Genomic DNA, 24358 nt, shown 5'->3' on the forward strand with positions numbered 1-24358 from the left:
TCCTTAATTACTTGAAGCTGCGTATTGTGTGCCTGTCGCTTTTGCAAACGCTTGTAGTGCCGCTTCTTTTTCTGTTGCCCCTTGCATTTTGAAGTATTCCATTTGGTCTAGCATGTCTTGGTAATCTGTCGGTACGACTTTGACAAAACGTTTCACCGTATTATCCCAATCCGCTAGTACATCTAACGCTTTGTTACTGCCTGTCATATTTAAGTGCTCAATAATTAATTGACGCACAACTTCTTTTTCAACGTCTAATTCTAACTGTTCAAAGCGAATCATCTCCATATTACATACCGCTTTAAAACTTTCTGCGTTTGTCGGTAGGACGTACGCAATACCACCTGACATACCTGCTGCAAAGTTTTTACCTGCATCTCCTAAAATAACGACTTTGCCACCTGTCATATACTCTAAACCGTGGTCGCCAATCCCTTCAACGACAACGTGTGCCCCTGAATTACGTACCGCAAAACGATGCCCTGCACGTCCATTCATAAACACCTTACCGCTCGTTGCTCCGTATAAGCAGACGTTACCACCGATAACGTTTTTCTCTTGCTCACCTTTAATTGGTGCAATCGCGGCAAGCTTACCACCTGATAAGCCTTTACCGAAGTAGTCATTCACATCGCCCGTACATGTCATGGTCATACCACGTGGGATAAATGCGCCAAAGCTTTGCCCTGCTGGACCTGTAAAATGCAGTTTTAACGTATCTTCTGGCAAGCCTTTTTCACCGTATTTACGTGAAATTTCACTACCAACGATTGTTCCAACAACACGGTCTGTATTTTTAATTGGGAACGATAACTCTACTTGTTCCCCATTTTGAATCGCTGGTTGTACAGCGTCGAATAAACGAGTCATATCAAAGCTTTCCGCAATAAAGTGATTTTGCTCTTCTTGCTTCGTACGGACACCATCTACTTGATGTAATAACTTCGATAAGTCAAGCTGCGATGCTTTCCAGTGTGCTTGTGCGCGTTCGCTTATTTGCAGCACATCTGTACGTCCAACCATTTCTTCTACCGTACGGAAGCCTAAGCTTGCCATAATTTCACGCATTTCTTGTGCGATAAAGCGCATATAGTTCACGATATGGTCTGCTGAACCAGTAAACTTCGCACGTAACTCTGGGTTTTGTGTTGCTACACCGACTGGACATGTATCTAAATGACATGCACGCATCATAATACAACCCATTACGATTAATGGTGCTGTCGCGAAGCCGTATTCCTCAGCACCAAGTAATGCTGCCATCACCACATCTTTACCCGTCATTAACTTGCCATCTGTTTCAAGTGTGACACGCTCACGTAGACCATTTAACATTAATGTTTGGTGCGCTTCTGCTAATCCTAATTCCCACGGCAATCCTGTATGTTGAATCGACGTTTTCGGTGACGCACCTGTACCACCATCGTAGCCTGATACAACGATGACATCTGCTGCACCTTTTGCTACACCAGCTGCAATTGTACCTACACCTGCTTTTGATACAAGTTTTACCGAAATGCGTGCATGACGGTTCGCATTTTTTAAATCATGAATTAATTGTGCCATATCTTCAATTGAATAAATGTCATGGTGCGGTGGTGGTGAAATTAAGCCAACACCTGTTGTTGAACCACGTACATCGGCTACCCATGGATACACTTTATTACCTGGTAACTGACCACCTTCACCTGGCTTTGCACCTTGGGCCATTTTAATTTGTAGCTCGTCCGCATTTACAAGATAATGTGATTTTACTCCGAAACGCCCTGATGCAATTTGTTTAATGGCACTACGGCGGTCATCACCATTTGCATCTTTTGTAAAGCGCGCTGGGTCTTCCCCACCTTCACCTGAATTTGAACGAGCGCCTAAACGGTTCATCGCAATCGCTAATGTTTCATGCGCCTCTTGTGATAGTGAACCAAATGACATCGCACCTGATTTAAAGCGTTTCACGATGCTTTCAATTGGTTCTACATCATCAATTGAAATTGCTGTGCGCTCACTAAAGCTAAATAAATTACGTAGGAAACCTAAGCTCTCCTCATTGGCCATCTCTGAGAACATACGGTATAGGCCAATATCATTTTTTCGTGCTGCCCATTGCAGTGTGTGAATTGTTTTCGGATTAAATGCGTGGTGTTCACCATTTGCGCGCCACTGAAATTGAGAGCCTGACTCTAGCTCATCTGTCGTTGCATGTGCTACTGCAAAACGACGTTTCGCCTCTTCACCAATCGTTGTTAAGTCGATACCATCAATTTGAGATGCTGTACCTGTGAAATGCTCATCAATCACTTCTTTTGCAATACCTACCGCTTCAAAAATTTGTGCACCTCGGTATGATTGCACCGTTGAGATCCCCATTTTTGACATTACTTTGACAACACCTTCACTTGCCCCTTTACGGAACTTGCGCACCGCTTTGTCATAATCAATGTCTAAGTGACCGTTTGTAATAGCTTCTTGAATCGTTGCATATGCTAAGTACGGGTGAATCGCATCAACACCAAAGCCGATAAGTGCTGCGAAATGATGTACCTCACGTGCTTCTGCTGAGTGAGCAATTAAGCTCACTTGTGTACGTTTTCCTGTACGCACTAAATATTGATGTAAGCTACTTACTGCTAACAACATCGGAATTGTCGGCGTTTTCGGATTGTCTAACTCGTCCGTTAATACGAGTAATGTCACACCTTGTGCAATTGCCGCATCCGCTTCTTGACGAATACGTACTAACTCTTTATCTAAATCTTCGGTAAATTGAAGTGAGATGGCCGTACCTTGGAAATCAAGCTCAATATTTGACGTAATTTGGTCGAACTCTCCAGACGTTAACACCGGTGCATCGAGTAAAATTCGCTTTGCATTGTCGGCTGTTGGATGTAATAAATCCCCCTCAGCACCAAGCATCGTCATTGTCGATGTCACGATATGTTCACGAATAGAGTCAATTGGTGGGTTCGTTACTTGCGCAAATAATTGCTTGAAATAATTAAATAATGATTGTGGGCGGTCTGATAACACAGCAAGCGGTGTATCATTCCCCATTGAGCCAAGTGGGTCTTTCCCTTCTTTTGCAAGTAGCACAATATACTTTTGAACATCTTCAAATGTATAGCCATATACTTTTTGACGCAGTGTTAATTCTTCAATGCGCGCTGGTACTTCCTCTTGTGATTTCACAGTCAGTAAGTTTTGCTCTAACCAATCTGCATATGGATGCGCCGCTGCCATTTCTGTTTTCAACTCATCATCTGACACAATTTTACCTGCTTCTAAGTCGATTAATAGCATACGTCCTGGTGCAACGTTTTCTTTGTACACCACTTCGTCCTCTGTCACGTCAACAACACCTGTTTCTGACGAGAAGATGATATGGTCATCTGTCGTTACGTAATAACGTGCTGGTCGTAAGCCGTTACGGTCTAAAATGGCACCAATTTGTTTGCCATCTGTGAAACAAATTGCAGTTGGTCCATCCCATGGTTCCATTAAGCTTGCATGGTATGAGTAAAATGCTTTTTTGTCGTCTGCAATATGTGGATTTTCTGTCCATGGCTCTGGAATTAACATCATCGCTGTGTGCGCTGGTGTACGTCCTGCTAACACGAAAAATTCAAATGCGTTATCAAGCATCGATGAATCCGAACCTGATGTATCAATGATTGGTAGTAATTTTTGTAAGTCGTCACCAAATGCTTCTGACACGAAACGTTGTTCACGTGCGCGCATCCAGTTAATATTGCCGCGTAATGTGTTAATCTCACCGTTGTGGATAATGTAGCGGTTCGGGTGGGCACGTTGCCAGCTTGGGAATGTGTTTGTAGAGTAGCGAGAGTGTACCAGTGCGAAAGCTGATACAAAATCTTCATGCTGTAGGTCTTCGTAGAATGTGCGTACTTCTTCTGGATTTAAAAGCCCTTTAAATACCATTGTACGGCTTGACATACTTGGGCAGTAGAATGTAAATCCTTGCTGTGTTGCCCAATGCTCAACTTGTTTGCGGATGATATATAATTTACGCTCGAACGCTAGGTCTTCCACCCCAACTGCACCGATAAATAATTGGCGAACGAACGGTGCTGTTTCTTTTGCACTTTTGCGTAAAGGCGTTGCATTTGTCGGAGCTGTGCGCCATCCGATTAATTGCTGCCCTTCTTCTGCGATTAATTCGTTAAATTTCGCTTCAATTTGTAGGCGTTCTTGTTCGTTTTGCGTAAAGAAGATTTGTGCTACACCATACTTACCACGTTCTGGTAAACTAAACTGTGTCACATGCTTTGTAAAGTACATATGTGGAATCTCCACCATGATGCCCGCGCCATCTCCTGTGCCATCTCCACCACGACCTGCGCGATGCTCTAAACGACATAACATTTCTAAACCTTTCAACACGATGTCATGTGATGGAATGCCTTTAATATTGGCATACATCCCGATACCACATGCGTCATGCTCATTTCCTGGATTATATAAACCTTGCTGTTCTGGATATTGATGAAAAGTCATTGTAAATCCCCCCAAAGTTTCTGTACGGTTTTCGTATTCTCATTTTAAAGTTTTCAAATTCATATAAACAATATATAATTTGGATAGAAACTATCTGAAAATTAGATTAATGAGGTGAAAAGTCTTGGAATTACGCCAATTACGTTACTTCGTTGAGGTAGCTGAACGTGAACATATTTCTGAAGCTGCTGAACATTTACATGTCGCGCAATCCGCGATTAGCCGGCAAATTGCCAATTTAGAGGACGAATTAGGAACGGCATTATTTGAACGAATCGGACGTAACGTCAAACTCACGCCCGTAGGTAAAATCTTTTTAGAGCACACATTAACCGCTCTAAAAGCAATTGACTTTGCCGAAAAACAAGTCGAGGAATTTTTAGACCCGACAAAGGGAACGATTAAAATTGGTTTCCCAACAAGTTTAGCTAGCTATTTACTCCCAACCATCATTTCTGCGTTTAAACGTGAATACCCTGATATTTCTTTCCAATTACGCCAAGGCTCCTATCGATTTTTAATTGAGTCTGTCAAAAATCGTGAAATCAATTTAGCCTTTTTAGGACCGTTACCACCAAAAGATGAAATGATTGAACCAGTCGTGCTGTTTAGTGAAAATATTTCTGCGCTACTGCCTGCCAATCATCGTCTCGCCAAAGAAAAAAGCATTAACTTAATTGATTTAAAGGACGAGGATTTTGTGCTCTTCCCCGAAAATTATATTTTGAATAAAGTAGCTGTCGATGCTTGCCGTTCTGTTGGATTTATCCCTAACATTACGTCTGTCGGCGAAGATATGGATGCCATTAAAGGGCTTGTTGCAGCAGGCGTTGGCGTCAGCTTATTACCCGAAAGTTCATTTTACGATTCAACGCCGCGCTTTACGACGAAAATTCCAATTGCTCTGCCGTCTATCCGCCGAACAGTTGGCATTATTTCACCGTTAAATCGTGAACTTGCACCGTCTGAAAAAGTGTTTTTAGAATTTGTAAATAGCTTTTTCTCTCGCTTAAGTCAGTTCCAGTAATCGTTATTTTATATGGGTAACATACATTTTCCACCGATAAAACGCTTAACTTTTAGTAAAAATTTGATTATTGAAACTACAAAAGAGACCGGGACAGACCTCTATTTCTGATGAAAATAGGTGCATTGAGATGATAAGAATTTGCGGGTGCGTCTTGACACAAGCGGCGACTTCAGCAGGAATAGCAATGTTTTTCTGCGACGAGTAACCGCAGGAGCATGCGCTTGAGACTACAGGCTCAAGCCATGCCTGCGAAACGCGTCTGCTATGTGGCGTAGCACCAAAAGCAAAAAATATCCTTCAGCAGTTGTCGTTGCTGAAGGATATTTCGCTCTGTCCGAAACGCTTCGTTTTATCTCACATTCCTCTTTTTAATGCCTTTGCTAGCTTCCTCGATATACTTGATAATTCCACGGAGAAACAATGAGTGGAATATGATAATGCTCTTGTTCATCTGAAATTTGAAAGCGTACAGGAATGTCACTTAAAAAATGTGGCTGCGCTAACGTAACACCTTGCGCTTCAAAATATGTATCAACTGAAAATGTCAGCTCATATTTCCCAGTAACCGCCTGTTCAAAAATTGGTGTGTCACAACGCCCTTGTGCATTTGTTTCAACCGTTTTTACCGTTTCCCAATGCCCCTCTACATACATCGAGGCTGTAATTTTCACCCCACTTGCTGGTCGTCCGTGATAAACATCTAGCACATGCGTTGTAATCGTCGTCATACACTCACCCCCACAATATCATCAAAACGGAAACGAGCAATTTGAATGACTTGTGCCAATGCTTCTGCAAACTCCGCTTGCCTTGTATTCGTTAAACGCTGCTGCATTAGCGCATAAATGGTATCAGCACTTTTCCCCTTTACTGCTACGATAAATGGGAAGCCAAACGTCTCTTCGTACGCTTTATTCACACGCTGAAAATTTGTATATTGCTCCTGTGTCAGCTGTTTCAAGCCTGCTTGTTGCTGCTCCGCTACAGAATGATTCGTCATTTGAATATTCGCACCTAAGCTTGGGTGTGCTTGTAGAAGCGCTACTTGCTGTGCCTCTGTTAGCTGCTGTACTTCATTAACGAACGCTTGAAATAATGTTTCTGCATCGGTATACTGCGCTCGTTCAAATACTTGTTCAACGATATATGATGAGTTTTCAAAAATATGTTCAAATTGCTGTGCTGTATACATGCCCAAATCCCCCTATACGTGTGCCATCGCCTCGTCTTTTAACTGTTGCTCTTTCACTTCTTTTGTTACTTTGTTTGCCTTTAGTCCACCAAGTGCAACATTTAAGAAAATCGCTGCTAAGCTTCCTGTAATAATGCCATCTGATACTAATGTTTTAATGCCTGATGGTAAGCCGGCAAATAATTCTGGTACAACTGTTGCGCCTAATCCTAATGATACTGCACACGCTACGATTAAAAGATTACGGTTATCATTAAAATCTACTTTGATCAACATTTTGATTCCTGATGACACAACCATTCCGAACATAACAACCGTTGCACCGCCTAATACTGGCGTCGGAATTAATGTCGCAAGTGCTGCAATTTTTGGCACTAAGCCTAATACAATCATAATACCGCCTGCACATACTGTAACGGATAATTTTTTCACACCGGACATTTGAACAAGCCCGACATTTTGTGCGAATGTGTTATACGGAAATGCGTTAAATAAACCACCTAAGACGAATGCCATACCTTCTGCGCGGTAGCCGTTACGTAATTCTTTTTTCGTTAAGTCACGACCTGTAATGCCACCGAGCGCTAAAAATGCGCCTGTTGATTCAATCATCACGACAATACCTACAAGAATCATCGTTAAAATTGGTACGATTTCAAATGTTGGTGTTCCGAAGAAGAAAGGTGCGGGCATATGAAACCAAGAAGCACTTGATACGGTTGCGAATGAAATTGGTTTGATGAAAACCGCATATAAAACTGTGCCGATAATGATACCAGCTAATACGGATACAGAGCGTAAAAACCCTGTGAAGAAGTTGTTAAGGAATAAAATAATCGCTAATACTGTAATCGAAATGAGGAGGTTTTCCAAAGCACCAAAGCTTTCACTATTTGCGCCGCCAGCCATGTTTTTCATGCCTGTTGGAATTAATGATAAACCGATAATTAATACGACTGTGCCCGTTACAACGGGTGGGAAGAAACGTAGAAGTTGACTAAAGAAACTTGCACCGATAAACATAACAATACCTGTTACAATAATGGCTCCATATATGGCCGTAATACCGTACGTATTACCAATCGCAATCATCGGTGTTACAGCAACGAATGATGTGCCGAGTACAACGGGTAAACCAATGCCGAAGTATTTATTTTTCCACATTTGAAGCAATGTGGCGATACCACATGTCACTAAGTCGATGGAAATTAAATAGGCAAGCTGTGTCGGTGTTAATCCGAGTGCGCCACCGACGATAATTGGTACGAGCATCGCTCCTGCATACATCGCTAAAACGTGCTGTAACCCTAATGAAAATGTTTTGCCTGGTGATAAAGCTGTATCTTTCATAAATGATTCCTCCGTTCCTGTCATTCAATTTGATAGCTTTATCATAAACACCACAACGCCCTACGTCATTGTGCATATTCACTAATCTACTTTATATATTTCGCACATTTTTCACAAAACACACATTTGAGATGTTATTTTTTCTAACATAAAAAAAATAAAAATGGATACGCGCACACAGGCACGTATCCATTTCGCTGATCATTTATTCCTTGCCAACCGGCACAACTGCGCCGTCCCACTCTTCTAAAATGAAGTCAGCAATTTCATCTGATTGTAACACTTCTACTAAACGTTTAAGTGCTTCATCGTTCTCTTTTTCTTTTGTCGTTGCAATCACGTTTACATATTCAGAAGCGCCGCCTTCAATTGCAATTGAATCGTTTACTGGGCTAATACCAGCGTCGATTGCGAAGTTTGAGTTAATCACAACTGCATCGCCTTCTTCATTGTTATAAAACGTTACAAGCATTTCTGGAGATGCTTCCGCTTCAATCACTAAATTTTTCGGATTTTCCACGATGTCATCTAATACCGCTTCTGATTTCGTTACAGCAGGGTCTAATGTGATTAAACCGCTTGCTTCAAGAAGTGATAACACACGTCCTTGCTCTGCAACAGAGTTCGACATAATAATTGTGCCGCCTTCTGGAATATCATCGATTGACTCGTATTTTTTCGAGTAAATCGCCATTGGTTCTACGTGTACACCACCGATGCTCACGAAGTCATAGCCGAACTCTTTAATTTGATTGTTTAAATACGGGATATGTTGGAAATAGTTCGCATCAAGATCACCATTTTCTAAATCTTGGTTCGGTAAAATATAATCTTGATATGGCTCCACTTCTAACGTAATGCCTTCTTCCGCTAAGATTGGTGCTGCTTCTTCTAAGATAATATCGTGTAAGCCGTATGAAGCACCAACAGTAATTGTCGTTTCTTCTACTTGCTCGTCGTCGCCATCATCTGTTGATGTTGTGTTGTCTTCTTCCTCTGCGCCACACGCTGCTAAACTCGTTGCTAATGCTGATACTGCTAAAAACGAATAAATCTTTTTCTTTTCCATGCTCAAAATCCCCTTTTCCATATCTAATTTCTATGTGTATGTTACGACTATGTCGCTATTACCTATCGTTTGTCGACGCGGTTCGTTAAGAAGTCGCCGATAAATTGAATAATAAATACAATGACTAAAATAATAATAGTTGCCATCAATGTTACATCCGGTCGGCTACGTTGGAAACCGTCAATAAATGCCGCATTTCCTAGGCCGCCCGCACCAATAATACCAGCCATTGCTGTGTATCCGACAAGCGCAATTGCCGTTACTGTAATCCCTGAAATAAGGGCTGGCATCGCTTCTGGAATTAACACTTTAAAAATAATTGTCGATGTTTTTGCACCCATTGAACGTGCTGCTTCAATAACACCTTTATCGACTTCGCGTAGCGCGATTAATACAAGTCGCGCATAGAACGGTGCTGCTCCGATAATAAGTGCAGGTAGTGCTGCGTTCACACCACGGATTGTACCAAGAATAAATGTTGTAAATGGAATTAATAAAATAATTAACACGATAAACGGAATCGAACGGAAAATGTTCACAAGTGACCCCGTTAAGAAATACACAATTTTATTTGCCCAAATTTGATGTGGGCTTGTTAAAAATAATAAAATACCGATGAATAAACCTAAAATAAATGTTGCAACCGTTGAAACAGCCGTCATATACAATGTTTCATAAGCGGCTTCCCACATTTTATCCCAATTTACATTCGGAAACAGTGACTCAATCATTACTTACGACCTCCGCTTGTAAATTACTATCTGCTAAAAACTGAATAGCTGCTTGTACATCATTCACATTACCTTCTAAATGCACAATTAATGTGCCGTATGGGCCGCTTTGTGTATGCTGAATCGAGCCATGTACAATATTCGCATCAATATGATGACGTTTAATCATTTGAGAAATAACGGGCTCACTCGTTTGTTCCCCAACAAATGTAATTTTAATAAGCTTTCCTGAGCGATAACTTTTATTCAGCTCACGAATGGCCTCTTTCGTTTGGTCCTCACCTGATACTTGAGAAACGAAACGCTTTGTGATTTTTTGTTGTGGTGCTTGGAACACTTGTAATACTTCGCCCATCTCGACCACTTTTCCTGCTTCCATAACAGCTACGCGGTCACAAATTTTTTGGATAACATGCATTTCATGTGTAATTAGCACAATTGTTAACCCAAGACGCTTATTAATATCTAATAATAAATCTAAAATAGCATCGGTCGTTTCAGGGTCAAGTGCTGATGTTGCTTCATCACATAATAATACTTCTGGATTATTTGCTAATGCTCGCGCAATACCGACACGCTGCTTCTGACCACCTGACAGCTGTGATGGATATGCATTACCGCGACCGTACAAACCAACAAGCTCAATTAATTCCTCGACACGCTTTTTACGTTCTTCTTTCGGTACACCGGCAATTTCTAATGGAAATTCGATATTTTCAGCAACGGTGCGTGACCATAATAAATTGAAATGTTGGAAAATCATACTGATTTTTTGGCGTGCTGCACGTAGTTCGGCTCCCTTAATCGCTGAAATCTTCTGACCATTTATTGTAACCGAGCCCGTCGTCGGTTTTTCTAAACCATTTAGCAGGCGAATCATCGTACTCTTACCAGCACCACTATAGCCGATAATACCGAAAATTTCACCTTGATGAATGTCTAAGTCGACATTGTTCACGGCTGTTAATTCGCCGTTTTTCGTCTTATATATTTTCTTGATATCCTTTAACGAAATCATACATCGTTCTCCTACTCTCTAAAATTAAATTGCATCAAAAGAGCCTCCCACAATAACTAGATGTAGAAGGCTCACGTAAACGTTAAAGCGTTCTCTCATCTTTCAAAGAATAAATCTTTGTGTGATTTGGCACCTTTTCATCATCATGATGGTTGCCGGGCTTCGCAGGGCACTTCCCTCCACCTCTCTTCATAAGAGCAACGATATTCAATTAAAGTTAATACTATTATGAAAGGTACTTTATCACACTAAAACATATGCCGTCAATCATTTTTTTAACAATTCGTACAAATGTGGCACAGACTGAAATGCATATACCTTTTGCGTCACTTCACCATGTTCTGTAATAACTAAGCATGGTACACTTTCAATACCATAATCATATGCAAGCTGTTCCATGTAATTTAAGTTTGCTTTCCCGAGTGGTATATTCGGTACAAGCTGCTCGACAACGTCCATCATTTTTGAGGCAACTGCACATGTACCACACATTGGCGTATATAAATAAAATGCACTAAGTGGCGCTTGTTTCTGTTGTTCCCACTGTGCTCTTGTCCATTCGTTCATCTATCTCAATCCTTTACATATATTGCAGCGTCTTTTAACAAAGCATATAGCTTCATACGAGGTGTCTCTTCGACGGCTTTGTCCTCATCATCAATATAAAGATGCGTACATTCTGGATATAAACGATCCATCAATTTACGTAGCACATCTCCGGTATAATCCGCATCAAATAATGTGTACAATGCCAAATATTCATACGGTTCGACAAGTTCCTCTAGCGCTACTTCACTTATCGTACCATTCGTTTTTAAAATGATCACATCCGCTGTTACAAGAGGCGCTATTTGTAGCATATCGGCACGTCCCTCAACGACTATACATTGTCTCATATTTTCACGCCCTTTCCAATCTACGTGCTCATAAAAAAAAGTAGCTAGAGCATCAACGCTCTAGCTACTTTCATAACAATAGATTACTCAGCGATTAATGCTTCGTATCCTGCTGCGTCTAATAACGCTTCAACTTCTTCAGGGTTTGAAAGTTCAACAGCAATCATCCATGCACCTTCGTATGGAGATTCGTTCACTAATTCTGGGCTATCTGATAATTCTTCGTTAATTTCTACAACTTTACCCGATACTGGTGCGTATAAATCTGATACTGTTTTTACAGATTCTACGTTCCCAAATACTTCACCAACTGCGATATCTGCATCTACTTCTGGTAACTCAACAAACACGATATCACCTAATTCGCTTTGTGCAAACTCTGTAATGCCGATATACGCTTTTGAACCATCAATTTTAACCCATTCGTGCTCTTTTGAATAACGTAATTGTGCTGGTACGCTCATGAAAAAACCCCTCCAAATATGTAATAGAATCACATTTAGTTTGCCATATTTCCAGTTGGAAAACAAGCATCATTCAGACTTGCGCAAAAAGTCTGACCTTATTTCCAAGCCGCTTCAAACTCAGCTTCTTTAAAGCCTAATGTAACTGTCTTTCCGTCAGTGACAAGCGGACGCTTAATTAGCATGCCATCTGAGGCTAATAATTCATACATGTCCTCCTCAGACATATTCCCAAGCTTATCTTTTAAGCCTAATTCACGATATTTTTGGCCTGATGTATTAAAAAACTTTTTTAACGGTAGACCGCTTGCTTCATGAAAAGTACGTAATTGTGCAGCAGTGGGTGTTTGCTCAACGATATGAATCTCTTCAAATTCGATATCTTGTGCTGTTAACCACGCTTTCGCTTTACGGCAAGTCGTACATTTTGGATACTGGATTAATTGGATTGTCAAAGTGATCGCTCCTTTATATGTTGTCATCCCCATTATACGCAACGTCTTAGGAGAAAACAAAAATAACGCGAACAGGCAGCTAGAAAAAGTATGCCCTTTTCTAGCCACCTTGCTCACGTTATACTGTATAGCGCTCTGCTTCGATTAATTTAACCGCCGCTTCACGACGTTTCGCAATTAAGTTATACGGATTGCTGCGTGTTAACTTACGGAATGCTGATAATGTCATACGTGCATTGTCGCCTTCCATTGCACCTAAAATCGTATCTTTTGCCTCTTTTTCAATACGTTCGAACGCTTCTTGTACGAAGATTTCTGTATATAAAATCTTTTGTTGTGACTTTTCGACACCATCACGCTCAATCGCTTTTGCTGTACGTAATACTGCTGATTCCATCGCAAAAATTTCATTCGCAATATTCGCGATGTTAATTAAGATTTCTTGCTCACGCTCTAATTTTGCACCGAAGCGTTGTGCTGCTGCGCCTGCTACTAAAACACCTAGTTTTTTCGCATTGCCCACAAGATATTTCTCTTGCGCTAACGGTTTTGAGCCAATCTCTTGTGGCATCATCGTTAATAGCTCACCTTGTAACTGTTGCGCCACTTGTAGTAACGGTAGTTCACCTTTTAACGCTTTTTTCATAAATGTGCCTGGCACGATTAAGCGGTTGATTTCGTTTGTTCCTTCAAAAATACGATTAATACGTGAGTCACGGTAAATACGCTCTACCTCATACTCTGCCATAAAGCCGTAGCCACCATGTAATTGTACTGCCTCATCTGCTACATAATCTAATGTTTCAGAACCGAACACTTTTGCAATTGAACATTCAATCGCATATTCCGCAATGGCCGCCGCAATTTGTGAACCGTCCTCTTGCTGTTCTTCCGTTAACTGATTTAAACGGTCTTCAAATAAACCTACTGTGCGATAGTTTAGTGACTCTGATGCATAAATGCGCGCTGCCATTGTCGCTAATTTTTCTTGTGTTAATGTAAATTTTGATAACGGCGTTGCGAATTGCTGACGCTGATTCGTGTATTTCACCGCTAGCTCAAATGCACGCTTTGAGCTACCTACTGTACCGATACCTAATTTATAACGACCAATATTTAAAATATTGAATGCAATCACATGACCGCGTCCTTCTTCACCAAGTAAGTTTTCAACTGGCACTTTTGCATCCTCTAAAATAAGCGTACGTGTTGATGATGATTTAATCCCCATCTTCTTCTCTTCAGCACCAACAGATACACCGTCATACGCACGTTCGACAATAAACGCCGTGAAACGCTCTCCGTCGATTTTCGCGTAGACAACGAATACATCAGCAAAGCCTGCATTGGTAATCCATTGCTTTTCACCGTTTAAAATATAATACTTACCATCTTCGCTTAACTTCGCTGTCGTTTTCGCACCAAGTGCATCTGAACCCGACCCTGGCTCTGTTAATGCATATGCAGCAATTAACTCACCTGATGCAAGCTTCGGTAAATATGTTGATTTCTGTGCATCGTTTCCGAATAATACAATCGGTAACGAGCCAATCCCAACATGCGCCCCGTGTGTAATCGAGAAGCCACCAACGACTGCCATTTTTTCGGTAATTAACGCTGATGACACTTTATCTAACCCTAAGCCTTCATACTTTTCTGGGACATCTGCAGCTAATAGCCCGAGCTCACCAGCTTTTTGTAATAGCTTTACTGAATGCTCAAATTCATGATGCTCTAAGTTCTCAATCAATGGCATTACTTCGTTCGTTACGTAATCCTCTGTCGTTTTGGCAATCATTTTTTGCTCATCTGTAAAATCCTCTGGCGTTAGTACACGTTGTAATTCCGCCTCGTCAATTAAAAATGCGCCACCTTTAATGATGTTGTTTGTTGTCTCTGCCATATGAAATTCCTCCCTCTATAAAATCCCCATTATTATAGTAGTTCAAATACGCCCGCTGCACCCATACCGCCGCCGATACACATCGTTACGACACCGTATTTTTTACGTTGGCGTTTTAATTCATGAATCAGTTTTACCGTTAAAATCGCACCCGTCGCACCAAGTGGATGGCCAAGTGCAATGGCGCCACCGTTGACGTTTACTTTCTCCAGGTCAATGCCTAGCTCTCGCACAACTTGAATCGATTGTGAAGCAAACGCTTCGTTAATTTCCCATAAATCAATATCATCAATTGTTAAGCCTGCAATTTTCAGCGCCTTTGGTACGGCTACAATTGGGCCAATTCCCATGACTTCTGGTGGTACACCGCCCACTGCAAACCCTAAAAACTTCGCTAATGGCTTCATGCCTTGCTTTTCTGCTTCTTCACGATCCATTACTAGCACCGCTGCAGCACCGTCTGATGTTTGTGATGCATTCCCTGCCGTTACCGAACCACGCACATTAAATACGGGACGTAACTTCGATAATGTTTCAACTGTTGTCCCGGGACGTACCCCTTCATCTGTATCAAATGTAAATGTACGGCTCGCCGCTTTATGATCCTTATCTACATAATGATGCGTCACATCAATTGGGACAATTTCATCGACAAATTTCCCAGCTTTAATGGCCGCTTCCGCTAATTTATGCGAACGCTCCGCAAATGCATCCTGATCTTCACGCGATACATTATACTTTTGGGCTACTTGTTCTGCTGTATGCCCCATGCCCATGTAATACGCTGGCATTTCTTCTGCAACCTTTGGATTTAAACGTGGATTATTGCCGACCATTGGAATTAATGTCATCGACTCTACACCGCCTGCAACAATCGCTGTTGAATGTCCGAGCATAATACGCTCCGCTGCATATGCGATGGATTGTAAACCTGAGGAACAGAAGCGGTTTACTGTAATCGCTGGTGTTGTATCCGGTAAACCAGCTAATGCACCAATAATACGTGTAACATTCATCCCTTGTTCCGCTTCAGGCATTGCACAACCAAAAATTAAATCATCAATCGGCCCTGTATAATTTGCTCGCTTTAATGTTTCCTTGACAACTGCTGCACCAAAATCATCTGGACGTACTGTAGCTAACGACCCCTTTTTCGACTTTGCTACAGCTGTTCGTGCACCTGCGACAATTACTGCTTCACGCATAAGTAAATATCCCCCTTTATTCAACCGTTCATATTCGTTTCCGATTAGTTACGTAATGGTTTTCCCTTCACAAGCATATGCTGCATACGTTGTTGTGACAGTGGATGCGCAATTAATTGTAAAAATGCCTCGCGCTCTAAGTTAAATAAATAATCTTCATCCACTTCTGTGCCGTATGGTAACATGCCTCCTGCTAGTACAAATGCTAATTTTTTCGCAATGAAGAAATCATGCTCTGAAATAAAGCCTGAGTCCAACAAACCTTGTGCGCCAATTAATAATGTCCCGTAGCCCGTAGCTCCTATGACTGGGATTTGCTTACGAATCGGTGCTGTATAGCCTGCTTCTGCAAGAGCGATAACTGCTTGCTTCGCATCATAAATTAAATGGTCTGGATTTACTGAAATGCCATCTGCAAAGTTTAATAAGTTTAACTCACGTGCTTCTGCAGCAGAAGTTGATGTTTTTGCCATCGCTACCGTTTCAAATACTTTGTTCGCAATTTCTTGAATATCAATGCGTACACCTTGTGGTACACCACGCAGCATTTTTTCATACAGTGCGATTGTGCCACCACCACCTGGAATCAAACCGACACCTACTTCTACTAAGCCCATATATGTTTCATGTGCTGCCTGAATATGTGCCGCTGGTAAGCATACTTCTGTACCGCCGCCTAATGTCATATTAAACGGAGCGGCAACAACTGGCTTTGTACTATATTTAATACGTCGCATCGCTTTTTGGAATGCACGAATGACATAATCAAGTTCAAAAATATTGTCATCCTGTGCTTCCATTAACATCATGCCCAGATTTGCACCGACACAGAAGTTTTTCCCTTGGTTGCCGATAACAAGCCCTTTATAATCATGTTGCTCAACAAAATCAATCGACTCATTAATCATCGCGATAATGTCTAAACCAATGGCGTTACTTTTCGTATGGAATTCTAATAATGCCACACCATCACCGATATCAAGTAAGCTTGCGCCACTATTGCCCTTTAGCACACCTTGTTGTTTTTTCAGTGTCTTTAAATGAATCGCTTTATCATTTGTTGGCACAGCAACGTACTGTTCACCATTGAAGTAAGAAAGCTTACCGTCTACTTCGCTATAAAATGATGTATAGCCTTTATCGAGTAGTTTTTGTGCAAATGCTGGAATCGCAACCCCTTCTGCTTGAAGTTTTGCGACAGACTTTTCAACCCCAATAGCATCCCATAATTCAAACGGCCCCTGACTCCAGCCGAAGCCCCATTTCATCGCATTATCAATCGCGACAATATCATCTGCTATTTCACCATGTAATTGAGCCGCATAGACAAATGTTTTTGATAAAACATCCCATAATAGCTTGCCAGAACGGTCATCTGCATACACAAGCGTTTGTAGTTTTTGTGCACCCTTTAACTGCTTTGCCATTTCAATAGAAGTTTCTTTTAACTTCTTCTTTGGCACATAGCTAAATGTTTCGACATCTAACTCTAAAATTTCCTTGCCTTCTTTTTTAAAGAAGCCTGCACCCGATTTCGCACCAAGCATATTGTTTTCCACCATTTTTAGTAATAGTGGTGAATCCGCAAACACCGCTTGTTCTTCGCCTGTTGTATTGTCATATACATTACGCGCAACATGAACGAATGTATCTAAACCAACTACATCTAATGTGCGGAATGTTGCGGAACTTGGACGACCGATTAATGGGCCTGTCACCGAATCGACTTCGCCAACAGAATAGCCGTTTTGCTCAATTTGTTGGAGCGTCACAAGTAAACCGTACGTGCCGATACGATTAGCAATAAAGTTTGGTGTGTCTTTTGCGACAACGACACCTTTACCTAATACATCTTCACCAAATGTTTGCATAAACGCTAAAACATCTGGTGCTGTTTTGTTAGTCGGAATCACTTCTAATAATTTTAAATAGCGTGGCGGGTTAAAGAAATGTGTCCCTAAGAAGTGTTTTTGGAAATCTTCAGAACGTCCCTCAATCATTGCATGAACGGAAATACCTGATGTATTTGATGTAATGATTGTCCCCGGCTTACGCACCGTTTCAATTTTTTCAAATAACGCTTGCTTTACTGATAAGTTTTCGACAACGACTTCGATAATCCAATCTACATCACTTAAAAGCTGTAGATCGTCTTCTAGATTACCGACACGAATGCGCGCTAAACTTTCTTTTGATGCAAGTGGTGCTGGCTTATGTTTTTTCAGTTTCTCAACAGCTGTTTGTGCAAAACGATTACGCACAGCCGGATGTTCTAACGTATACCCCTTTGCTTCTTCTTGCGGTAAAACATCTTTCGGTACGATATCTAATAAAACTGTCGGAATGCCGATGTTTGCTAAATGTGCGGCAATCCCTGAACCCATTACTCCTGAACCTAAAACAGCTGCTTTTTGAATACGGTACGTCACGTGTATTTCCCCCTTTTACACTTGTGAATGAATAGCCATTCATTTTTGTTGCAAAAAAATATTAAAAGCGTTTTTCTGTTTTTAGTGTAGAATATTTTCTCTAATAACGCAACATTTTTCTTTCCTCAAATAACTTTTTCTTGTAAACTATGCATTCTATTTTGTCGTGTGAGCATTTTACTATCGTCGTTCTTCAAAATTGTGTACACTAAATTTTGAAAAGGATGGTGTTTTAAATGGAACGCATTAGCACAGTAGAAAAATTCAACGAACTTACAAGCACAGAACAACCTGTTATTATTAAATTCACAGCTGGATGGTGCCCTGACTGCACACGCATGAACATGTTTATCGATCCAATTATTGAAGAATATAACGAGTACAACTGGTATGAAGTTGACCGTGATGAGTTAATGGACATTGCTGAAGAGCAAGAAGTTCGCGGCATTCCAAGCTTATTAATCTTCAAAAATGGCGAGAAGCTTGCACACTTACATAGTGCAAACGCGAAATCTCCTGAACAAGTAACAGATTTCTTAGACGCACAAAAATAAGCAATATTAAATATAGACATCGTCCACGACGATGTCTATATTTTTGTTATGACAGAAACGTAGAAAGGATGTATACAATATGCGCACATTATTATCGGTCGATGGCTACTCGCAATATGATCGGCATGTGAATCCAAAATTTCAGCCATCTGCGTGTGGCCCAACTACCGCTTACGTTATCACAAACTATTTATTTGGGAAGGATGCTGTTAATAAATCCGTGGATGATTTTTATCGCATGCTCGGTGGCACAAAAATCGGTTTATTTACATGGCGCTTCGTCCGTCATATGCGCCGTTATTTGGGGCCAGATTGGACAGTTTCTACTTGCTCGCTAGACGAAGCACTTGCAGAAATTGAAGCTGGACGACCAGTTGCGTTAAAATTCGATAAATATTTTTCATGCCAATTTAAAAAGAAGCCTTTATACGCATATCATTGGGTGCCACTTATTGGTTTTGACAAAACAAATGAATTAAAACTGTTTATACATGACAATGGCGGACGCAACCGTCAAAGTCGCGTCCGCTCATTTTATTATGCTGATAATGCAAGTGTTTTAACATTTGTCCGCATTACGCCAAATGCTACAGCACCCCTAATGAACGAGCATGCTTCGCAATAAGACGATATCCTTTTTGTTCGAGCATTTGTGCATGCTCTGTCGTATAAAGCTTACGACGTAAATCTTCTAGTTGGAGCGCAATGTCCATTTCACAGTGAATCGTCGCTAAACGATGTGACATATGAAGCATGTCAGTATCCGCTAAAATTTTCGTGCGCTGTGCTGGTTTTAAGGCATCAATATTAGCGAGTACACCTTCAATTGAGCCATATGTTTGAATAAGTTGCAGCGCCGTTTTCGGACCAATGCCTTTAATGCCTGGATACCCGTCACTCGCATCGCCCATAAACGCTTTCACCTCAGCAAATTGCGGTGGTGTAATGCCATACTCCTCAACAAAAAGCTGCTCCGTATACATATTGTATTCCGTGTAGCCTTTTTTTGTGAGTGCAATCGTCGTCATTGGATTAAGCAACTGTAATAAATCTCGGTCGCCACTAATGACTGTTATCTTCGCCTCATCTTTCCACTTCGCCACCATTGAGCCAATCGCATCATCTGCTTCCATTCCGACAACACCAAAGTTTGTCCAACCTAATAACGTTGAAACTTCCTTTGCCATATCAAATTGTGGCAGCATTTCTTCAGGTGGTGCTGGTCGGTTTGCCTTATAACCATCGAATAATTCATTGCGGAATGTGTGCGCCCCCATATCCCAGCAAATTGCTAAATGCGTCGGTTGAAATAAAGTTTCAGCTGTCATTACATGACGTGCAAACCCTTGTACGCCATTTGATGGTGTGCCGTCCTCTAAACGAATGAATTGATTCATCGCTGCTGATGCGAAAAATGAACGGAATAATAATGCCATACCGTCCACAATTAATAAATGTTTTTGTTCCATCTCTGTTCTCCTACTTTCATTCGTTCGCTGCAATAATTGTCGGCTGTACCGATAACGCCACATTGCCACGTAACGCTTTACTAATCATACACGTTTGTTCTGCTTTATGTGCTAAACGGTCAACCTTTTTAAATAAAGCTTCATCTAATGGTTGTGTCACCGTAATCGTCGGTTGATGGGCAATACTTTTATATGTAAAGACCCCATTTGTCACATCCACTTGTGCATCTGACGCAAGGCTAATAGTTGCGTCTACATTTGAACGCTCTAACATTGCGGCAAGCGTAATTAAATAACATGTCGCAGCTGCCCCTAACAACATTTCATCAGGGTTCGTCCCAATGCCTGGACCATCCATTTCTGGTGGAATCGATACTTGCGTCACTAAATTGCCTGCGCTTATTGTGCCGACGTCATTACGTCCACCTGTCCATACTGCTTGTAAATGAAAATCATGAATCGCCATTTTCTACCTCCACGTTTATACTTAATATTATCTTCTGTTTGAAAGGGTGTTATTGCATGAAAAAATGGTTACTTGCGAGCGGTGCTATCATTGCGGCAGCGAGCTATTGTTATTTTTCGCCAAAGCCTGCCGCTGCACTAATAAAAAAAGCATTTGAAAAAGGACTTGCTACGCCTCCACCCGCATTTTCGGATTGGCAACAACGTGTAACGGTGCAACGCGATTTATCCTATCCATCCCGTTATCTACAACATACATTTGATATATTTTCACCAAATTCGTCTGCTCGTACGCCCGTTATTTTATGGGTTCATGGCGGCGCTTACGTTGGTGGTGATAAACGAGATATCGACATATATGCGACGTCCCTTGCCGCACATGGTTATCACGTAGTATCGATGAACTATGCGTTAGCACCTACAGCACAATACCCTGCACCACTTCATCAAGTGGCAGAACTGTACACCTATTTGCAACAGCATTATGCGCACTTACTCGACAATATCATTATCGCAGGCGATTCTGCTGGAGCTCAAATTGCAGCGCAGTTTATCATTACACAACTTGATACATCCTATGCTGAAAGAATCGGCATTCCCCAAGTGATACAGCCTACACAATTACGAGGCGCTATACTGTGCTGCGGTCCTTATGATTTACAACAACTTGATACATTAAGTGACCATCCATTACTTGCTGAATTACTGCAACGAGCAGGTTGGGCATATATGGGCAAACGCCAATGGAAGCAACTACCTCGCACAAAATTGGCTTCTGTTATTGATTATATCCCATCTACGTTCCCAGCAACATTTTTAACTGATGGAAATGCGCATACATTTACAAGCCATGCCCTTGCGCTTGAAAAGAAGTTCCAAACATTGCAAATACCGCATACAACGGTACTTTATGACGAACAAGAGGCACAGCTATTCCATGAATATCAATTTATGATGGACACTCCTCATGCGATGCAAACATTTCAGGCACTTTTATCATTTTTAGCGACAATTGACAAGCCCTCTTCACATTCGTTATAGTAAGACGCATGAATGATTAAAGGAGCACGACACGATGACATTAACAAAACAACAAGTAATGCAAGCGTTAAATAAAGGAAAATATATTCGTTGGACAACAACAACAGGCAGCATCATCGTACGTAAAAAAAATAAAACAGATTATGATTTTTATGTATTCGAAGAGGGGCAGGAAGAAGCGGCTCACTATTTAGGCTTTATCCATAATGTAATGCTAACGATGAATGATAAAAACTCAAATAAAGACTTTGAAATCGTTGACCCATCTGATGTAGAAATTGAATTTAACTAACATAAATAATCCGCCCAAGAAACGATTCTGGGGCGGATTGTTTTCTATTTTATTCACATACATACAATAAACGTGAAAAGCTACTATTGCCCTTTGTCACACGCGCTTCATCCAGTACTGTAAAGCCCGCTGTATCAAACATGTCATGCATCGATTCAATCGCTACAAACGCGACACGGTCTGCAATACGACGCGCTTCGACAACAATAGCTAACTGTTCTTCATGTGATGCGCTTGTAAATAAATCATACGGCATATCGATAATTGCTACATCATAATGCTCTGTGACATCTTCAATTGGTCCTAGCTCTACCGTACCTTCATAGCCAAAATGCGCAATGTTTTTACGTGAGCCTTGTGCAACAAACCAGTTCATATCGCGTCCTAAAATCGGAATATCCATTGATAATGCCTCGACAAGAACCGTACCAATCCCACAACATGGGTCAATCACGCGTAATCCCTGTGGCTGGGGCGCTGCAATATTTACTAAAGCACGTGCCATACGTGTATTAAGCGCTGTTGAATACGAATGTGGTTTCACTTGATGCGCTAGCCAAATTGCATCTGCTTTTTCTACTCGCCCAAAACGCCATAAGCCCTCAACAAAAACAATGCCAAATGTACACTGTGGATGTTTTAAGTCAGGCTCGCCCGCGATAACGTTCCCTAAAGTACGCTCAGCTTCTTGACGCTGCGTAAAAGCATGCTTCGGTTCTTCCCCAAGCGCAACATTATTTAATGACAACACGCGGAATGTCGCTTCGTCATACACCATCTGCTCAGCAAATGTTACAATCTCTGCTAATGTTTCTGCCTCACACAGAATCGATAGTTTTATTTTCACAAACGGACTACGATTCACATCGACATTCGTTGTCGTTAACACATAATTTTGTCCGTTTGCATCATTTAATAAATGACGCTGTTCAAGATGAGCTAGCTCTATCTCATCTTTTGCCCAGCTATACATATAGAAAAAATTCATCATTTCGCTTCGATTGCCTGTACCATTTCCGCTACAAACGCCACTAACTTTTCAAGCGTTTGTTCAATCGTTTGCGCTTCGTCATAGTTTTTCATTGCATTTAAGCTAATATTAATTTCCCAAATTCCTTCATTCCCTGAGAACATTGCACCTGACACTAAGCCTTTTTCTAAGTTATCCTTTAAAAATTGCTTTAAGTTGGCACTTACTTTCTTTTGGTAACGTAAGCCAAATAACGCCATTGGTACTTCAAATGCCTCGTCAAATTCTAAAACGACCGCATCCATTTTTAACGCTTCAAATTGTGGCGACTCCACATAAATATATTCTTGCTGATGTTCTGCAACATAGCTTAACTTTTCTTGTAAAAAGCTTGGCTCTGCTACTGCGATTAATTCTTCTGTTTCTTTATTTAAACGTTCTACTACCGTAAATTGCATCGTAACTATCTCCTTTTTTCTCAATCATTTGTTAGTATACCATAATAAGACGGCTAGATTAAAAGTACGCTCGCACTCAATCTAACCGCTGTAATGTATCATATAAAATTTGCTGTAACGCTGTTGTATTCGCAATCGATTGAATCATCGACTGCATATACGTATTTTGTACAAGCCGCATATAATGCCATTCATAACCTTTCGTCCGAGCATACGCATGTAAAAGAATACGAATCGTCCGCCCATTGCCCTCACGAAACGGATGTAACATATTAAGCTCAGCTTTAAAATATGCCAGACGTTCTGCTGCAACCTCTTTTGTTGGCCACGCTGTCTCTTGCTGAAGCTCGGCAAATAACTGCTCGGCCATATTATCTAAAAACTGATATTGGCAAAAACGCGTATGTCCTTTCGATAATTGGACATCTCGATACTGCCCTGCAAACGTGAAAATATCTTGAAATAAATGATAATGCAACGCTTGAAACGCTTCCTTTGAAAAGGAATCAATTATATAGTCACCTGTTTCAATTTGTAAAGCACGTACCATAAATGCATATTGTTCAGCTCGCTCAAGCTGCTCTAAAGAGTCAATTCCAAGTTTATTGTGTGTTAATAAATAATCGTCATCTTGCCCAAAATTATACTTTTCGCCCACTAACAGCCTCACGAATCATCGTTGGTGTTAATTGCTTCTTGGAATTAATGACGTCTAAAGCTTGCAGTGCGAGCGATTTTTCCACTTGAAAATTTTCAAGTGATAAATTTTTAGAAACTCTTTGAAAAGCTGGTGAATCTAATGTTAATTTCGTCACAAACGTCCCTCCCCATCTTCCTTTATTATACCGCAAATTC

25 protein-coding genes and 1 riboswitch are annotated in these 24358 nt (G+C 41.0%); of the genes, 5 read left to right on the forward strand and 20 right to left on the reverse strand.

The genetic code is table 11. The annotated features are described in order from the left end of the window. Window positions 1-3: 3 nt before the first annotated feature. Window positions 4-4512 (reverse strand): glutamate synthase large subunit, encoded by a 4509-nt coding sequence (gltB, locus tag A6M13_RS07905; RefSeq protein ID WP_066544773.1) that lies wholly within the window; start codon window positions 4510-4512, stop codon window positions 4-6. A gap of 124 nt (window positions 4513-4636) precedes the next feature. On the opposite strand from gltB, the gene gltC reads away from it, so the two are divergent. After that, the gene (gltC, locus tag A6M13_RS07910) at window positions 4637-5539 is read left to right on the forward strand and encodes a glutamate biosynthesis transcriptional regulator GltC (protein ID WP_066544774.1); all 903 of its coding nucleotides are present in this window, start codon (window positions 4637-4639) and stop codon (window positions 5537-5539) included. A 383-nt stretch (window positions 5540-5922) separates the two neighbouring features. Here the strand turns inward: gltC and uraH are convergent, their stop codons facing one another. The 13 genes from uraH to A6M13_RS07975 form a co-directional block, all read right to left on the reverse strand. After that, a complete protein-coding gene (gene uraH / locus A6M13_RS07915) occupies window positions 5923-6270 on the reverse strand; it encodes a hydroxyisourate hydrolase (protein WP_066544777.1) in 348 nt (115 codons plus the stop codon). Continuing rightward, window positions 6267-6734: a 2-oxo-4-hydroxy-4-carboxy-5-ureidoimidazoline decarboxylase gene (uraD, locus tag A6M13_RS07920; protein ID WP_066544778.1), complete on the reverse strand. Its 468-nt coding sequence runs from the start codon at window positions 6732-6734 to the stop codon at window positions 6267-6269. Before uraD ends, uraH begins: the two co-directional genes overlap by 4 nt. A gap of 12 nt (window positions 6735-6746) precedes the next feature. Next, window positions 6747-8084 carry a nucleobase:cation symporter-2 family protein gene (locus tag A6M13_RS07925; RefSeq protein ID WP_066544779.1) on the reverse strand — a complete coding sequence of 446 codons (1338 nt, stop codon included), beginning with the start codon at window positions 8082-8084 and terminating at the stop codon, window positions 6747-6749. Window positions 8085-8289: 205 nt separating this feature from the next. Then, window positions 8290-9153 carry a MetQ/NlpA family ABC transporter substrate-binding protein gene (locus tag A6M13_RS07930; RefSeq protein ID WP_066544780.1) on the reverse strand — a complete coding sequence of 288 codons (864 nt, stop codon included), beginning with the start codon at window positions 9151-9153 and terminating at the stop codon, window positions 8290-8292. A gap of 62 nt (window positions 9154-9215) precedes the next feature. After that, window positions 9216-9884, reverse strand: a complete 669-nt coding sequence (locus tag A6M13_RS07935; protein WP_066544782.1) for a methionine ABC transporter permease — start codon at window positions 9882-9884, stop codon at window positions 9216-9218. Continuing rightward, window positions 9877-10902, reverse strand: a complete 1026-nt coding sequence (locus tag A6M13_RS07940; protein ID WP_066544784.1) for a methionine ABC transporter ATP-binding protein — start codon at window positions 10900-10902, stop codon at window positions 9877-9879. Before A6M13_RS07940 ends, A6M13_RS07935 begins: the two co-directional genes overlap by 8 nt. A 92-nt stretch (window positions 10903-10994) precedes the next feature. After that, a riboswitch (SAM riboswitch) is annotated at window positions 10995-11100 on the reverse strand. 69 nt (window positions 11101-11169) lie between these two features. Next, window positions 11170-11469 (reverse strand): thioredoxin family protein, encoded by a 300-nt coding sequence (locus A6M13_RS07945; RefSeq protein ID WP_066544786.1) that lies wholly within the window; start codon window positions 11467-11469, stop codon window positions 11170-11172. Between the two features lie 5 nt (window positions 11470-11474). After that, the gene (locus A6M13_RS07950; protein ID WP_066544787.1) at window positions 11475-11798 is read right to left on the reverse strand and encodes a hypothetical protein; all 324 of its coding nucleotides are present in this window, start codon (window positions 11796-11798) and stop codon (window positions 11475-11477) included. Between the two features lie 83 nt (window positions 11799-11881). Beyond that, window positions 11882-12262 carry a glycine cleavage system protein GcvH gene (gcvH, locus tag A6M13_RS07955; protein ID WP_066544788.1) on the reverse strand — a complete coding sequence of 127 codons (381 nt, stop codon included), beginning with the start codon at window positions 12260-12262 and terminating at the stop codon, window positions 11882-11884. A gap of 98 nt (window positions 12263-12360) precedes the next feature. Then, window positions 12361-12717 (reverse strand): arsenate reductase family protein, encoded by a 357-nt coding sequence (locus tag A6M13_RS07960; protein ID WP_066544791.1) that lies wholly within the window; start codon window positions 12715-12717, stop codon window positions 12361-12363. Between the two features lie 118 nt (window positions 12718-12835). Next, window positions 12836-14620 carry an acyl-CoA dehydrogenase family protein gene (locus A6M13_RS07965; RefSeq protein WP_066544794.1) on the reverse strand — a complete coding sequence of 595 codons (1785 nt, stop codon included), beginning with the start codon at window positions 14618-14620 and terminating at the stop codon, window positions 12836-12838. Between the two features lie 32 nt (window positions 14621-14652). Next, the gene (locus tag A6M13_RS07970) at window positions 14653-15825 is read right to left on the reverse strand and encodes an acetyl-CoA C-acetyltransferase (protein ID WP_066544796.1); all 1173 of its coding nucleotides are present in this window, start codon (window positions 15823-15825) and stop codon (window positions 14653-14655) included. Between the two features lie 44 nt (window positions 15826-15869). Continuing rightward, window positions 15870-18254, reverse strand: a complete 2385-nt coding sequence (locus A6M13_RS07975) for a 3-hydroxyacyl-CoA dehydrogenase/enoyl-CoA hydratase family protein (protein WP_066544798.1) — start codon at window positions 18252-18254, stop codon at window positions 15870-15872. A gap of 236 nt (window positions 18255-18490) precedes the next feature. On the opposite strand from A6M13_RS07975, the gene A6M13_RS07980 reads away from it, so the two are divergent. Beyond that, on the forward strand, window positions 18491-18808 hold the full coding sequence (locus A6M13_RS07980) for a thioredoxin family protein (RefSeq protein ID WP_066544800.1): 318 nt from the start codon (window positions 18491-18493) through the stop codon (window positions 18806-18808). Between the two features lie 79 nt (window positions 18809-18887). Beyond that, window positions 18888-19433: a C39 family peptidase gene (locus tag A6M13_RS07985; RefSeq protein ID WP_066544802.1), complete on the forward strand. Its 546-nt coding sequence runs from the start codon at window positions 18888-18890 to the stop codon at window positions 19431-19433. On the opposite strand, the gene A6M13_RS07990 is transcribed toward A6M13_RS07985, so the two are convergent. Together A6M13_RS07990 and A6M13_RS07995 are read right to left on the reverse strand one after the other, a co-directional pair. After that, complete coding sequence (locus tag A6M13_RS07990) at window positions 19396-20277, reverse strand: 5'-3' exonuclease (RefSeq protein ID WP_066544804.1); 882 nt, start codon at window positions 20275-20277, stop codon at window positions 19396-19398. The genes A6M13_RS07985 and A6M13_RS07990 overlap by 38 nt on opposite strands. A 16-nt stretch (window positions 20278-20293) precedes the next feature. Continuing rightward, a complete protein-coding gene (locus A6M13_RS07995) occupies window positions 20294-20743 on the reverse strand; it encodes an OsmC family protein (protein WP_066544806.1) in 450 nt (149 codons plus the stop codon). Window positions 20744-20799: 56 nt separating this feature from the next. Here A6M13_RS07995 and A6M13_RS08000 point away from each other — a divergent pair, with 56 nt between their 5' ends. Then, window positions 20800-21783, forward strand: coding sequence for an alpha/beta hydrolase (locus tag A6M13_RS08000; protein WP_066544808.1), 984 nt, complete (start codon window positions 20800-20802; stop codon window positions 21781-21783). Between the two features lie 34 nt (window positions 21784-21817). Beyond that, on the forward strand, window positions 21818-22075 hold the full coding sequence (locus A6M13_RS08005) for a hypothetical protein (RefSeq protein WP_066544810.1): 258 nt from the start codon (window positions 21818-21820) through the stop codon (window positions 22073-22075). A gap of 49 nt (window positions 22076-22124) precedes the next feature. Here the strand turns inward: A6M13_RS08005 and A6M13_RS08010 are convergent, their stop codons facing one another. From A6M13_RS08010 to A6M13_RS16250, 4 genes are all read right to left on the reverse strand, one after another. Then, window positions 22125-23066 carry a TRM11 family SAM-dependent methyltransferase gene (locus A6M13_RS08010; RefSeq protein ID WP_066544812.1) on the reverse strand — a complete coding sequence of 314 codons (942 nt, stop codon included), beginning with the start codon at window positions 23064-23066 and terminating at the stop codon, window positions 22125-22127. After that, entirely contained in the window at window positions 23063-23503 is a 441-nt protein-coding gene (locus A6M13_RS08015; RefSeq protein ID WP_083998275.1) for a hypothetical protein, read from the reverse strand. The genes A6M13_RS08010 and A6M13_RS08015 overlap by 4 nt, the downstream gene beginning before the upstream one ends. A gap of 76 nt (window positions 23504-23579) precedes the next feature. Next, window positions 23580-24161 carry a Fic/DOC family protein gene (locus A6M13_RS08020; RefSeq protein ID WP_066544814.1) on the reverse strand — a complete coding sequence of 194 codons (582 nt, stop codon included), beginning with the start codon at window positions 24159-24161 and terminating at the stop codon, window positions 23580-23582. After that, entirely contained in the window at window positions 24145-24318 is a 174-nt protein-coding gene (locus tag A6M13_RS16250) for a hypothetical protein (RefSeq protein WP_169817423.1), read from the reverse strand. The genes A6M13_RS08020 and A6M13_RS16250 overlap by 17 nt, the downstream gene beginning before the upstream one ends. Between the last annotated feature and the right edge of the window lie 40 nt (window positions 24319-24358).

It is taken from the genome of Caryophanon tenue (assembly GCF_001700315.1).
Lineage (GTDB): Bacteria > Bacillota > Bacilli > Bacillales_A > Planococcaceae > Caryophanon > Caryophanon tenue.

Excerpts from the sequence above, each read along its gene's own strand:
- A6M13_RS07925 (WP_066544779.1), bottom strand. The coding sequence starts at position 8,084 with ATGAAAGATACAGCTTTATCACCAGGCAAAACATTTTCATTAGGGTTA.
- A6M13_RS07945 (WP_066544786.1), bottom strand. The coding sequence starts at position 11,469 with ATGAACGAATGGACAAGAGCACAGTGGGAACAACAGAAACAAGCGCCA.
- uraD (WP_066544778.1), bottom strand. The coding sequence starts at position 6,734 with ATGTATACAGCACAGCAATTTGAACATATTTTTGAAAACTCATCATAT.
- A6M13_RS07940 (WP_066544784.1), bottom strand. The coding sequence starts at position 10,902 with ATGATTTCGTTAAAGGATATCAAGAAAATATATAAGACGAAAAACGGC.
- A6M13_RS07965 (WP_066544794.1), bottom strand. The coding sequence starts at position 14,620 with ATGGCAGAGACAACAAACAACATCATTAAAGGTGGCGCATTTTTAATT.
- A6M13_RS07990 (WP_066544804.1), bottom strand. The coding sequence starts at position 20,277 with ATGGAACAAAAACATTTATTAATTGTGGACGGTATGGCATTATTATTC.
- A6M13_RS08005 (WP_066544810.1), top strand. The coding sequence starts at position 21,818 with ATGACATTAACAAAACAACAAGTAATGCAAGCGTTAAATAAAGGAAAA.
- A6M13_RS07935 (WP_066544782.1), bottom strand. The coding sequence starts at position 9,884 with ATGATTGAGTCACTGTTTCCGAATGTAAATTGGGATAAAATGTGGGAA.
- uraH (WP_066544777.1), bottom strand. The coding sequence starts at position 6,270 with ATGACGACGATTACAACGCATGTGCTAGATGTTTATCACGGACGACCA.
- A6M13_RS08015 (WP_083998275.1), bottom strand. The coding sequence starts at position 23,503 with ATGCAATTTACGGTAGTAGAACGTTTAAATAAAGAAACAGAAGAATTA.
- A6M13_RS07985 (WP_066544802.1), top strand. The coding sequence starts at position 18,888 with ATGCGCACATTATTATCGGTCGATGGCTACTCGCAATATGATCGGCAT.
- gltB (WP_066544773.1), bottom strand. The coding sequence starts at position 4,512 with ATGACTTTTCATCAATATCCAGAACAGCAAGGTTTATATAATCCAGGA.
- gcvH (WP_066544788.1), bottom strand. The coding sequence starts at position 12,262 with ATGAGCGTACCAGCACAATTACGTTATTCAAAAGAGCACGAATGGGTT.
- A6M13_RS07980 (WP_066544800.1), top strand. The coding sequence starts at position 18,491 with ATGGAACGCATTAGCACAGTAGAAAAATTCAACGAACTTACAAGCACA.
- A6M13_RS07995 (WP_066544806.1), bottom strand. The coding sequence starts at position 20,743 with ATGGCGATTCATGATTTTCATTTACAAGCAGTATGGACAGGTGGACGT.
- A6M13_RS08000 (WP_066544808.1), top strand. The coding sequence starts at position 20,800 with ATGAAAAAATGGTTACTTGCGAGCGGTGCTATCATTGCGGCAGCGAGC.
- A6M13_RS07970 (WP_066544796.1), bottom strand. The coding sequence starts at position 15,825 with ATGCGTGAAGCAGTAATTGTCGCAGGTGCACGAACAGCTGTAGCAAAG.
- A6M13_RS07930 (WP_066544780.1), bottom strand. The coding sequence starts at position 9,153 with ATGGAAAAGAAAAAGATTTATTCGTTTTTAGCAGTATCAGCATTAGCA.
- A6M13_RS08010 (WP_066544812.1), bottom strand. The coding sequence starts at position 23,066 with ATGATGAATTTTTTCTATATGTATAGCTGGGCAAAAGATGAGATAGAG.
- A6M13_RS07950 (WP_066544787.1), bottom strand. The coding sequence starts at position 11,798 with ATGAGACAATGTATAGTCGTTGAGGGACGTGCCGATATGCTACAAATA.